The sequence below is a fragment of the Halovulum sp. GXIMD14794 genome (assembly GCF_054457455.1).
In genome coordinates, this window is the sequence record NZ_JBTLNF010000007.1 from 132,071 (window position 1) to 143,878 (window position 11,808).

Consider the following 11,808-nt stretch of genomic DNA (forward strand, 5'->3'; position numbering starts at 1 on the left):
TTTGAGTGCGGGCGAACGGACCCGAGGCAACGAACAAGGCCAGGCGACATGGCCAAGACAGGCAAGAAGACCCCGCGCAAGTCGGCACAGACCAAAACGGCGCGGAGCAGGAAGACGACTGGCACGACCAGGCGCACCCGCGCGCGCAGCACCGAGAAGCTCGGGCTGATCGAGCGGCTGTTGCGCTGGGTGCTGTTCGGCGTGCTGCGAACGGTGTGGTGGATCGGCATCCGCGTGGCGGTCGTCGTGGGCGTCATCGTGGGCGGCACCACCTGGTACTATTACGAGACCCTCCCCCCGATGGAGGAGCTGCTCGATGGGCGCGATCAGGGCTCGGTGACGCTGCTCGACCGCAACGACCGGGTCTTCGCCTGGCGCGGCGCGCAGTACCAGACTCTGCACGCGGACGACGCCAGCCCGCACCTTGTGAACGCGGTGCTCGCGACCGAGGACAAGCGGTTCTACGACCATTTCGGCCTCGATCCGCGCGGCATCTCGCGCGCGATTGTGGCGAACGCCCGCGCCGGGCGCGTCGTGCAGGGCGGCTCGACGATCACCCAGCAGGTCGCCAAGCTGCTGTTCTTCGAAAACACCCGCAGCCTGGAACGGCACATCAAGCAGGTGCCGATCGTCCTGGCGATGGAGCTGAAATACTCCAAGGACGACATTCTCTCGATCTATCTGAACCGGGCCTATCTCGGCGCCGGTGCGCAGGGGTTCGAGGCCGCCGCGAGACGCTATTTCAACAAGTCCGCGCGCAGTGTGACGCCTGCCGAGGCCGCGATGCTGGCCGGTCTGCTGAAGGCGCCCTCGCGCTATGCACCGACCAGCGACATCGAGGCGGCGCAGGGCCGCGCCGAGGTGATCGTCGGCCTGATGGAAGAGCAGGGCTACCTGACGCGGGTGGAGGCCGACCTTGCGCGCGCCCTGCCCGCGCAGCTGTCCTCGGCCGCCGCCGGGCGCAACGGCAGCGCCTTCGCCGACTGGGTGATGAGCGCCGGGCCCGACTTCCTGACCCGCGCCACGACCGAGGACGTGGTGATGTCCACGACCTTCGATCCGCAAACGCAGCGGGCGGCGGTGGCGGCGCTCGAGGATGTGTTCAAGACCAAGGTGCGCGAGGGTTCCAAGGCGCAGGCGGCGATCGTGGTGCTGTCCCCGGACGGGGCGGTGCGGGCGATGGTCGGCGGGCGCAGCATCGGCAAGGCGGGCCAGTTCAACCGGGCGACGCAGGCGCTGCGCCAGCCGGGCTCGGCCTTCAAGCCGATGGTCTACGCCGCCGGGCTGGAAGCGGGGCTCGATCCCTACACGATCATCCCCGACACGCCGGTGACGATCGACGTGCCCGGCTCGGGACCGTGGAGCCCGAAGAACTACACGCGCGAGTACCGGGGCGACATCCCGATGGTCGAGGCGTTCCGCGAGTCCATCAATACGGTGGCGGTGCGGGTCTCGGAATATGCGGGTCGCGGCAAGGTCCGGCAGATCGCCCGCGACCTGGGCATCCGCCAGGACCTTGCACAAGGCCCGGCGCTGGCGCTCGGCGTCTCCGAGGTTACGCTGCTGGAGCTGACCGGCGCTTATGCCGCGATCCTGAACGGCGGCCGCCGCTCGGAACCCTACGGGCTGCTGGACCTGCGGCTGAAACAGGACAACCAGCTTCTGATGGGAACCGACCGGGTGCCGCCGGTGCCGGTGGTGACGGAGCAGACCGCAGGCCAGCTGGTCTACATGATGGCCGAGGTGGTGGCGAACGGCACCGGGCGGCGCGCACAGCTGCCGGACCGACCCGCCGCGGGGAAGTCCGGGACAACGCAGGCCGCGCGCGACGCCTGGTTCATCGGTTTCACGGGCGACTACGTCACAGGAGTCTGGATGGGCTATGACGACAACACACCGCTGACCGGCGTGACCGGCGGCGGCCTGCCCGCCGATATCTGGCGCGAGGTGAACATCCGCATCCACGAGGGCCTGCCGCCCAGCCCGCTGCCGATGCTGGTCCCCGAGCCGCCGCGCTACGTCGCCTCGAACGACGCGCCGCAGCAGCAGGACCAGGTCGCCAACAGCATCCTGCACTCGGTGCTCGACTCGATATTCGGCCTCAGCAACTAGGCGCGCGCCCCGTCAACGGCGCCCGCCTTCCACTTTCCCCCAAATATCCCCGCCGGAGGCTCCGGCGCCGGAAACAAAAGGGGCGCCCGGAAAACCGGGCGCCCCTTCTGAATTCCGTAATCGTACCTCTCAGCCGCGGCGGCTGAGATCCTGGATCGTCGCGTCCATGTTCGAGCGGTTCGCCTCGTAGATCGCCCGGACCTCGCTACGCTCGGTGGTCAGCATCGAGACGCCCTCGATGATCAGGTTGATCAGCTTGGTGCTGCCGCCCCGGTCGCTGACCTGCCAGTCGACGATGAAGGGCTGCTGGCCCGGAAGCTTGACCTGGCTGCGCACCAGCACGCCGGCGTTGCCCTGGTCGCTGGCGCCGGTGACGGTCATGGTCGCGCCACGATACTCGCGGAACTCCTTGCCGTACTTGCGCGCAAGGTAGCCCTGGAACGCGCGCACGAACTGCTGCTGCTGGGCCGCGCTGGCGGTCCGCCACGGCGGGCCGAGCACGGCACGGGCCACCACGGGCATGTCACCGTAGCGGGCCAGGATCTGCTCGAACTGCGCGATCGCCTGTCCGGTCGAGGCGCCCGAGTTCACGATGGCCATGGTCTGGTCGACCACCTGCTGGATATAGGCAGTGGCCTGAGAAGTGCTCAGCGCGTGGGCGCCGCCCGCGACCAGCAGGGCGCCCGTGGCGGCGCCGCCGGCCAGCAGGGTGCGGCGGGTGATGTCACTCGGTTGCATAGGGATCCTCCAGATCGAATGCATAGGGGTCCTCCAGATCGCCGGGCGCGGGGGTTGCCCCGTCGCTGCCGTCGCTGCCGCCGATGGTTGCGGCCCGGTTCTGCAGGTAGGCGATCCGCGCAGCATTGTAGCTGTCCGCGCTTTCATAGAGCAGCGCCTCGATCAGGCGCGAGTATTCGTTCCGCTGTTGCAGCGCATCGGCGGCCTCCAGCGCAATGAACCAGCCGGTGTAGTCCCGCAGCAGGGTCAGGGCATAGGGGTCGGCCACGAAGTCCACCACAAGGCCTGTGGTGTCGCGCACGGTGCTGGGACCGAAGAAGGGCAGCTCGACATAGGGGCCGCTGTCGACGCCCCAGACCGCCAGCGTCTCGCCGAAGTCGGTCGGGCGGTCGTAGAGGCCCATCTGTGTCGCCGGATCGGCGATCCCGGCAAAGCCGACGAAGACGTTGGTGCCGAAGCGGAATGCGGTATGCACCGCGCCAAGGAAGTCGCCCTGCAGCACGTGGTTCGCGGCATAGATCGGCTGGCTGAGCGTATTGACGCCGTTGCTCACCCCGCCGCGCACCGGGCGCGGAACGACGCGGACGTAAGCCTCCGAGGCGGGCTTGACCACGGAGCGGTCCAGCCCCTTGTTGAAACTGTGGACGGCGCGGTTCGCGCCCTCGAACGGGTCCGGCGCGTTCGCGGTATCACCCGGCTGGGCACAGGCGCCCAAACTGAGGGCGAGCAGGGCGATGAAAACTCGCCCGGCGGATTTTCGCGAATCTGGCATGGCGCCTTTCCAAAAGTCCCGTTTCCATATACGTCCCCGGCGCGGCCATTAAAGCCCCTTGTCCGGGATCAGCGCGAATGTGATCTTTTGCGCCGAGTGTGTCATATAGTGTGAGCCTTCGCGGCACGCACCTGATTTGACAAGAAAACGGACAGGTGCCGCGTAACCAGCACAGTCGACTTGGAAGGTAGAATGGCTAGACCACAGACGCAGCTTGCCGCGGCCGATTCGGCCCGGACCGAGTTGGCCAACGCAATGGGCCGCGGGCGGGGCCTCTTCCTGGCCATCGGCCTCTTCAGCATTTTCGTGAACCTGCTGATGCTGACCGGCCCCCTGTTCATGCTCCAGGTCTACGACCGCGTGCTGGGCAGCCGCTCGGAGGCGACGCTGGTGGCACTCTTTCTGCTGGTCGCAGCGCTCTACCTGCTGATGGGTATCCTCGACTACGCCCGTGGCCGCGTGGCCGCGCGTATCGGCGCGCAGTTCCAGTCCGACCTCGACGGGCGCGTGTTCGACGCGGTGCTGCGCCGGGCCGTGGTGCCGGCAGAACGCGCCCGCCCGGCGACCGGGCTGAAGGATCTCGAGGCGATCCAGCGGTTCATGAGTGCCCCGGTGCTGTTCGCGATCTTCGACATTCCGTGGACGCCGATCTTCATCCTGGCGATCTTCGTCTTCCACCCGATGCTGGGCTGGCTGGCCGTCACCGGCGGGCTGATCCTGGTCGGCGTGACGCTGATCAACCAGCTGACCACGTCGAAACCGGTGCGCGAGGCGACGATCGCCCAGGCGCAGGCCGACGCCTTTGCCGAGGGCGTCCGCGAAGAGGCCGAGCTGATTCAGGGCCTCGGCATGCGCCCGGCCGTGCTGCGCCGGTGGAAGCAGACCCGCGACCGCGCGCTGGCCGAGCAGATCAGCTCGTCCGACAAGACCGGCACGTTCTCGTCGATCACCAAGACATTCCGCTTCTTCCTGCAGTCCGCGATGCTGGCGCTGGGCGCCTACCTGGTGCTGCAGGGCGAGATGACCGCCGGTGCGATGATCGCCGGCTCGATCCTGATGGGCCGCGCGCTGGCCCCGATCGAGCAGGCGATCGGCGGCTGGCCCCTGTTCCAACGCGCCCGCCAGGGCTGGGGCTCGCTGAAGGAATTGCTGGCCAAGACACCGGTAATCCCCGAGCCGACCAAGCTGCCCGAGCCGCGCGCCATTCTCGAGGCGCACCAGGTCACGGTCGTGCCCCCGGGCGAGCAGCTGGCGACGCTGCGGATGCTCAGCTTCCGGCTGGAAGAGGGCCAGGCGCTGGGCGTGATCGGCAACTCGGGCGCGGGCAAGTCGACGCTGGCGCGGGTGCTGACCGGCATCTGGCAACCGGCTTCGGGCAAGGTGCGGCTGGACGGTGCGACGCTGGATCACTACTCGCCCGAGGATCTGGGCAAGGCGATCGGCTATCTGCCGCAGGACGTGGCGCTGTTCGGCGCGACCATCGCCGAGAACATTGCCCGACTGGGCGAGCCGGACCCGGCCAAGGTCGTCGAAGCCGCCAAGAAGGCCGGCGCGCACGATCTGATCCTCAGCCTGCCCGACGGATATGACACCCGGATCAACCCGGGCGGCAGCCGCCTGTCCGGCGGTCAGAAGCAGCGCATCGGCCTGGCGCGCGCCATGTACGGCGACCCGGCGATCCTGATCCTCGACGAGCCCAACGCCAACCTCGACGCCGAGGGCCAGGCGGCGCTGAACAAGGCGATCCGCTCGATGAAGGAGAAGAAGAAGTCGGTGATCATCATGGCGCACCGGCCCTCGGGGATCGCGGAATGCGACCTGATCCTGGTGATGGACGGCGGCATGCGGAAGGCCTTCGGCCCGCGTGACGAAGTGCTGAAGAGCCAGGTGAAGAACTACAACCAGATCGCCGGCGCGATCGCGCCCGGCGGGGGGACCTCGCGATGAGCGATGACGACAAGAAGCCGATGAATCTGGGTGTGCCGGCCAAACGCGGCACCACCGCGCCGGTGAAGGCCAAGGAAACCGCGCCCGCCAAGCGCGAGGCGAAGCCAAAGATGCAGATGGCCGCGAAGCCGTCCACATCGGCCTGGAGCCCGGCGCGCCCGCTGCGCCTGGGCTTCCTGGCGCTGCTTGTCCTGGTCGTGGGCCTCGGCGGCTGGTCCGCCTTCGCCCGAATCCAGGGCGCCGTGATCTCGTCGGGCATGGTCCAGGTCGAGGGCAATCGCCAGCCGGTGCAGCACACCGAGGGCGGGCTGGTCGGCGAGATCCTGGTCCGCGACGGCGACCGGGTCGAGGCCGGCGACGTGGTGCTGCGCTTCGACGACAAGCTGATGCGCTCGGAGCTGGCGGTGGTCGAGGGGCAGCTTTTCGAACTGCTGGCCCGCAAGTCGCGCCTGATCGCCGAGCGCGACGCGGCCGAGCGGATCACCTTCTCGGAAGAGTTGATGGAGGCCGCCGCCGACAACCCGAGCCTCGATGAACTCATGGCCGGTCAGCGCCAGTTGTTCCGTGCGCGGCTCGAAACCATCGACAAGCAGACCAGCCAGCTGCGCGAGCGGATGATCCAGACCGAGAACCAGATCGAGGGGATCGAGGCGCAGATCACAGCGCTCGCCACGCAGCGGGACCTGATCGCCGAGGAACTGGAGGACCAGCAGTCGCTGCTCGACCGCGGCCTGACGCAGCAGAGCCGGGTTCTGGCCCTGCGCCGCGAGGAGGCCGAGTTGGAAGGCCAGCTGGGCGAGTTGGAAGCCCGCGTCGCCCAGAGCAAAGGCCAGATCTCGGAGACCGAGCTGGAGATCCTGCGCCTCGAGGCGGACATGCGCGAGGAGGCGATCACCCGGCTGCGCGACCTCGAGTACAACGAGATCGAGCTGCGCGAGAGCCGCCGCTCCACGCTGGAGCAGCTGAGCCGCCTGGAAGTGCGCGCGCCCTCGACCGGTCTGGTCTATGACCGGCAGGTGAATACGACCGGCGCCGTCGTGCGGGCCGCCGATGTGCTGATGTACATCGTCCCGCAGGAGCAGCCGCTGGTGATCACCTCGCGGATCCAGACGATCCACCGCGACCAGGTGAATGTCGGCCAGGCCGCGACCCTCCGCTTCCCGGCCTTCGACCAGCGCACGACGCCGGTGCTGAACGGCGTGGTGACCAAGGTTTCGGCAGACGCGTTTACCGACGAGAACACCGGCATGGCCTATTACACCGCCGAGGTTCTGCCGTTGGAGGGCGAGTTGCAGAAGATCGAGGGCCGCGAGATCGTGCCGGGCATGCCGGTCGAGGCCTATATCCAGACCGGCGAGCGGACGCCGCTGAACTACCTGATGAAACCGCTGACCGACTATCTGAACCGGGCGTTCCGCGAGACCTGACGCCGGAGCCTCCGGCGGGGATATTTGAAGAAAGTGGAAGGCGGGCGCTCGTGTTTACGGACGCCCGTTTTCTTTTCGGGCGTGCGGCAAAGCGCACATATTTATCTGGATGAATAGCTTACCCCTGAGATGCGGGCGGAGTTGCCCGCGTGTATTGGGGGAGGGTCTTATGACCCGCATGCGTTCCGAGTATCTCGTGTTCCCGAAACCCCGCCGCCTGGCGGCCGCCATTCGGGCGGTGCTCGCCGGGCTGGCGGTTCTGGCCCTTGCCGGCGCGTGTACGGCGCCCTCGGGGGACTGGCCGCAGCAGGGGATGGCGCTGCCTAGCTGAGCCGCGCCAGCGCCCAGCGCGCGGCGTCGGCCACCGCCTCGTCCGGGTCGTCGAGATTGGCGCGGGCCGCGCCCGCCAGCGCCGGATCGCCTGAGTTTCCGATAGCATAGAGCGCGTTGCGCACCATCCGGTCGCGACCGATGCGCTTGATCGGCGAGCCGCTGAACACCTGCCGGAAGCTGGCATCGTCCAGCGCCGCGAGGTCGCCGAGGCGCGGGGCCTGAAGCTCGGCGCGCGGCAGGTAGCCATGTTCGGAGGCCGCCTGCGCGAACTTGTTCCACGGGCAGACCGCGAGGCAGTCGTCGCAGCCGTAGATCCGGTTACCCAGTCCGGGCCGCAGGTCTTCCGAGACCGGGCCGCGATGTTCGATCGTCAGGTACGAGATGCAACGCCGCGCATCGAGCTGGAACGGGGCCGGGAAGGCATCGGTCGGGCAGATGTCGAGGCAGCGGCGGCAGGAGCCGCATCGCTCGGCTGCGGGCGGGTCCACGGGCAGTTCGGCGGTCGTGTAGATCGCGCCGATGAAGAACCAGTTGCCCAGATCCCGCCCCAGCAGGTTTGTGTGCTTGCCCTGCCAGCCAAGCCCGGCGGCGGCGGCAAGCGGTTTCTCCATCACCGGAGCGGTGTCGACGAAGACCTTGAGCTGTTCGCCGCTTTCCTCGGCGAGCCAGCGGCCCAGCCGCTTGAGGCGTTTCTTCACCAGGTCGTGGTAGTCCCGGCCCCGCGCATAGACCGAGATGTTGCCCCGGTCCTTGTGCTCCAGCCCTGCCAGCGGATCGCCGGGCGGCGTGTAGATCTCGGCCAGCATGATGATGGAGCGGACCTCGGGCCAGAGGGTGGAGGGGTCGGCGCGCTGATCCGAACGGGCCTCCATCCACGCCATCTGGCCGTGGCGGCCGTGGCGCAGGAAGCGTTGCAGGCGGGCGGGCGCGTCCGGGATCGCGTCGGGTCGGCAGATGCCGAGCGCAGCGAAGCCCTCGTCGCGGGCGCGGGTTTCCAGCGCGGCGCGGAGGGCGGCAGGGTCCATGGTGCTAGAAGTCCAGGTCGGCGTAATGCTCGGGCGGGGTGAACCCCGGCAGCAGGTCCGCAAGGAGCGAGCGGAAAGCGGGCCGCGACTTGACCTTGGCGTACCACTCCTTCAGCGGTTCGGAGCGGTTCCAGTCGACATCGCCGATATAGTCGAGACACGACAGCTGCGCGGCGGCAGCGAAATCGGCGATCGACATCTGGTCACCCGCCAGCCAGCGCCGGCCTTCCATCAGCCACCCGATGTAATCCAGGTGGTATTTGATGTTCTTCGCGCCTTCCTTGATCCTGGCGCTTTCCGGGTAGCCCGACTTCGACAGCCGCTTGTTGACCCGCTCGTAGAGCAGGTTGGCCGTCACCTCGTTGTGGAACTTGTCGTCGAACCAGCCTTCCAGCCGCCGGGCCTCGGCCCGTTCGGCGGGGGTCTGCGGCAGCAGGGGCGGGTCCGGGTAGACCTCTTCGAGATACTCGAAGATGGCCGAGCTTTCGGCCAGCACCAGGTCGTCCATGCGCAGCACGGGGACCTTGCCGGCGGGGTTCAGGCGCAGGAAGTCGATGCGCCGTTCCCAGGTCTTTTCCTCGACCAGTTCGACCTCGATCTTCTTCTCGGCAAGAACCAGGCGGATCTTGCGGCAGAAGGGCGAAAGGGGCTGATGATACAAGCGACGCATGAGCCGATATCTGCCCTGTCTGGAAGGAACTTGCAACGGATTGCGACGCGGCAAGGCGGATTGCCGCCCGCCGATCAGCGGATCATGCAGGCCCCGCGGCCGTCCGCGGCAAGGGTCTGCGCGCCCGAGACGATCACCCGCGTTCGGCGCTGGGTGAAGGCCGAGGGACGCACCGCCGAACGGCCCTTGGGGTCCGGCAGGACCGCCATGAGCCGCGCCGCCTGGGTCCGCGAAAGCTGCGCCGCCGGAACGCCGAAATGGTGACGGGCGGCGGCCTCGATGCCGAAGACACCGGTGTCGAACTCGGCGACGTTCAGATAGACCTCGACGATGCGGCGTTTGGGCCAGAGCGCCTCGATCAGCACGGTGAACCCGGCCTCGAGCCCCTTTCGGACCCAGGACCGGCCCTGCCAGAGAAACACGTTCTTGGCCGTCTGCTGCGAGATGGTCGAGCCGCCGCGCCGCGCGCCGCCCGCCCAGGCGTCGCGGATCGCCGAGAGGTCGAACCCCCAGTGGGCGCAGAAATCCGCATCTTCGGCGGCAGCAGCCGAGAGCGGGATGAAGGTGGGCAGATCGTCGATCGAGACCCACTCGCGCTCGATCCCGCCGAGCCTATGGGCCTCGGAGAACTGGTAGAGGTTGGTCGGCGGCGCGGCGAAGCGGAACAAAAGCACAATCAGGAGGACAAGGCCGAACAGCCCGCCGAGCGCGACGAGTCCACGCCGCGCCCAGCGCCGCCAGCGGAATTTCCGCTTTTTCCCTTTCTTCTTGCCTGCCACGTCGTCCCGCCTTTTTCCGCTGTCTTAGCAAGCTGCGGCATCCTCGTCATCGCAAGGAATCACCCTGCGGGTTACCTTTCCCGAAAATGAAGGGGAGAGACGACGATGCACCGAAGCCTGGCCGCAGCACTTGCCCTGCTGGCGATGACGCCTGCGACCGCGCAGGAAGCCGCTGACCGGATCTATTCCGGCGGGGCGATCCTGACCATGAACGATGCCGCGCCCAGGGCCGAGGCGGTGGCGATCCGCGACGGCCTGATCCTCGCGGTGGGCGATGCCGCCACGGTCGAGGCCCATCGGGGGCCGGATACCGAAGTGGTCGACCTCGCGGGCCGGGCAATGGTGCCGGGGTTCGTGGACAGCCACGGTCATGTCGTGCTTGGCGGTCTTCAGGCGCTGGCCGCGAACATGCTCGCCCCACCGGACGGTGAGGTGCGGGACATCCCCAGTCTTCAGCAGGTTCTCACCGATTGGGCCGAGGCGAACGCTGCCGCCGTCGAGAAAGGCGGGCTGATCCTCGGCTTCGGCTATGACAATGCGCAGCTGGCGGAGCTTCGCCACCCGACGCGGGACGAACTCGACGCGGTGTCCACGGAGCTGCCGGTCGTCATCGTGCACCAGTCGGGCCATCTGGGTGTCGCCAACTCAAAGGCGCTGGAGATCGCGGGCATAGATGCCAGTTCCGTGGCGCCTCCGGGCGGCGTGATCCAGCGCGATGCCGACGGAGAGCCGAACGGCGTGCTGGAGGAATACGCCTTCTTCGCCGTGCTGGTCCCGCTGCTGGGGGACATCGGCCCCGAGGGCTTCGCCGCGTTCGCCGAGGCCGGCGCCGATCTGTGGGCAAGCTTCGGCTATACCACCGGACAGGAAGGCCGCTCGTCGGGTCCGATCGTGCAGACGCTTCGGGCGATCGATGCGGAAGGAAAGCTGCCCATCGACGTGGTGGCCTACCCGGACGTGCTGGAGGCGCGGGAGTTCATCGGCGCGAATGCCTCGAAAGACTATGACGGCAACGTTCGCGTGGGGGGCTGCAAGCTGACCATCGACGGCTCGCCGCAGGGGTTCACCGCGCTTAGGGACCGCCCCTACTACGATCCGGTCGGGGACTATCCTCCGGGTTATCTCGGCTATTCCGCGATAACCATGGAGCAGACGCAGGAGGCGGTCGACTGGTGCTACGAGAACGGCATCCAGATCATCACTCATGCCAATGGTGAGGGCGCCTCGGACATGCTGATCGCCGCGATCGGCGCCGCACAGGAGAAGTACGGCGACCCCGGCAACCGCCCCGTGCTGATCCACGGCCAGTTCCTTCGCGAGGATCAGGTCGACAGCTTCAACCGTCTGGGCGTGTTCCCGTCGCTGTTCCCGATGCACACGTTCTATTGGGGCGACTGGCACCGCGATCATACGGTCGGCCCGGTGCGGGCGGACAACATCTCGCCCACGGGCTGGCTGGCGCAGCGGGGCATGATGTTCGGCTCTCACCATGACGCGCCGGTGGCCTTCCCGGATTCCATGCGGGTGCTCGATGCGACGGTGACGCGGCGGTCACGCTCGGGCGATATCATCGGCCCGGCGCAGCGGGTGGACGTGATGACGGCGCTGAAGTCGATGACGATCTGGCCCGCCTGGCAGCATTTCGAGGAGGACCGAAAGGGCAGCATCGAGCCCGGCAAACTTGCGGACCTGGTGATCCTCAGCGACGATCCGACAGCGGTCGATCCCGAGACGCTGGATCAGTTGAAGGTCGCGCAGACCATCAAGGACGGCGAGGTGATCTATGAGGCGGCGGAAGGCCAGCAGCGGGGCGACCTGCGCTCGCCGTTCTCGACCGACCCGGTGACCGCGCACCAGTTCCTGCACGCGATGTACCAGGGGATCGGGGTCGAGCGGCCTTGCCGGAGCGTCACCGTCCCCAAGCGCTGCGGACCGCCCGTCACGCGCTGACAGGCCCCTGAACGCAGATTGGCCGGCGTCACCGCCGGCCAATCTGATTCCTGTA

At 67.8% G+C, this 11,808-nt stretch carries 10 protein-coding genes; 5 read left to right on the forward strand and 5 right to left on the reverse strand.

The window, feature by feature from the left end; genetic code table 11:
• Window positions 1–48 precede the first annotated feature (48 nt).
• Window positions 49–2,112: a transglycosylase domain-containing protein gene (locus tag ACW9UR_RS17860; protein WP_458918408.1), complete on the forward strand. Its 2,064-nt coding sequence runs from the start codon at window positions 49–51 to the stop codon at window positions 2,110–2,112.
• A gap of 129 nt (window positions 2,113–2,241) precedes the next feature.
• Here ACW9UR_RS17860 and ACW9UR_RS17865 read toward each other — a convergent pair whose 3' ends face one another.
• Entirely contained in the window at window positions 2,242–2,850 is a 609-nt protein-coding gene (locus tag ACW9UR_RS17865) for an MlaC/ttg2D family ABC transporter substrate-binding protein (RefSeq protein WP_458918409.1), read from the reverse strand.
• Window positions 2,837–3,622 (reverse strand): MlaA family lipoprotein, encoded by a 786-nt coding sequence (locus ACW9UR_RS17870; RefSeq protein WP_458918410.1) that lies wholly within the window; start codon window positions 3,620–3,622, stop codon window positions 2,837–2,839. The genes ACW9UR_RS17865 and ACW9UR_RS17870 overlap by 14 nt, the downstream gene beginning before the upstream one ends.
• Before the next feature lie 192 nt (window positions 3,623–3,814).
• Here ACW9UR_RS17870 and ACW9UR_RS17875 point away from each other — a divergent pair, with 192 nt between their 5' ends.
• The 3 genes from ACW9UR_RS17875 to ACW9UR_RS17885 all read left to right on the forward strand — a co-directional run bounded on the left by ACW9UR_RS17875 (window position 3,815) and on the right by ACW9UR_RS17885 (window position 7,327).
• Window positions 3,815–5,569 carry a type I secretion system permease/ATPase gene (locus tag ACW9UR_RS17875; RefSeq protein WP_458918411.1) on the forward strand — a complete coding sequence of 585 codons (1,755 nt, stop codon included), beginning with the start codon at window positions 3,815–3,817 and terminating at the stop codon, window positions 5,567–5,569.
• Complete coding sequence (locus ACW9UR_RS17880) at window positions 5,566–6,996, forward strand: HlyD family type I secretion periplasmic adaptor subunit (RefSeq protein ID WP_458918412.1); 1,431 nt, start codon at window positions 5,566–5,568, stop codon at window positions 6,994–6,996. Before ACW9UR_RS17875 ends, ACW9UR_RS17880 begins: the two co-directional genes overlap by 4 nt.
• A 169-nt stretch (window positions 6,997–7,165) precedes the next feature.
• Window positions 7,166–7,327: a hypothetical protein gene (locus tag ACW9UR_RS17885; RefSeq protein ID WP_458918413.1), complete on the forward strand. Its 162-nt coding sequence runs from the start codon at window positions 7,166–7,168 to the stop codon at window positions 7,325–7,327.
• On the opposite strand, the gene queG is transcribed toward ACW9UR_RS17885, so the two are convergent.
• The 3 genes from queG to mtgA all read right to left on the reverse strand — a co-directional run bounded on the left by queG (window position 7,320) and on the right by mtgA (window position 9,803).
• On the reverse strand, window positions 7,320–8,354 hold the full coding sequence (gene queG, locus ACW9UR_RS17890) for a tRNA epoxyqueuosine(34) reductase QueG (protein ID WP_458918414.1): 1,035 nt from the start codon (window positions 8,352–8,354) through the stop codon (window positions 7,320–7,322). The genes ACW9UR_RS17885 and queG overlap by 8 nt on opposite strands.
• A gap of 4 nt (window positions 8,355–8,358) precedes the next feature.
• Window positions 8,359–9,024, reverse strand: a complete 666-nt coding sequence (gene fzlA / locus ACW9UR_RS17895) for an FtsZ-binding protein FzlA (RefSeq protein ID WP_458918415.1) — start codon at window positions 9,022–9,024, stop codon at window positions 8,359–8,361.
• 74 nt (window positions 9,025–9,098) lie between these two features.
• A complete protein-coding gene (mtgA, locus tag ACW9UR_RS17900; protein ID WP_458918416.1) occupies window positions 9,099–9,803 on the reverse strand; it encodes a monofunctional biosynthetic peptidoglycan transglycosylase in 705 nt (234 codons plus the stop codon).
• Window positions 9,804–9,908: 105 nt separating this feature from the next.
• On the opposite strand from mtgA, the gene ACW9UR_RS17905 reads away from it, so the two are divergent.
• Window positions 9,909–11,753 (forward strand): amidohydrolase, encoded by a 1,845-nt coding sequence (locus ACW9UR_RS17905; RefSeq protein WP_458918417.1) that lies wholly within the window; start codon window positions 9,909–9,911, stop codon window positions 11,751–11,753.
• Window positions 11,754–11,808: the final 55 nt, after the last annotated feature.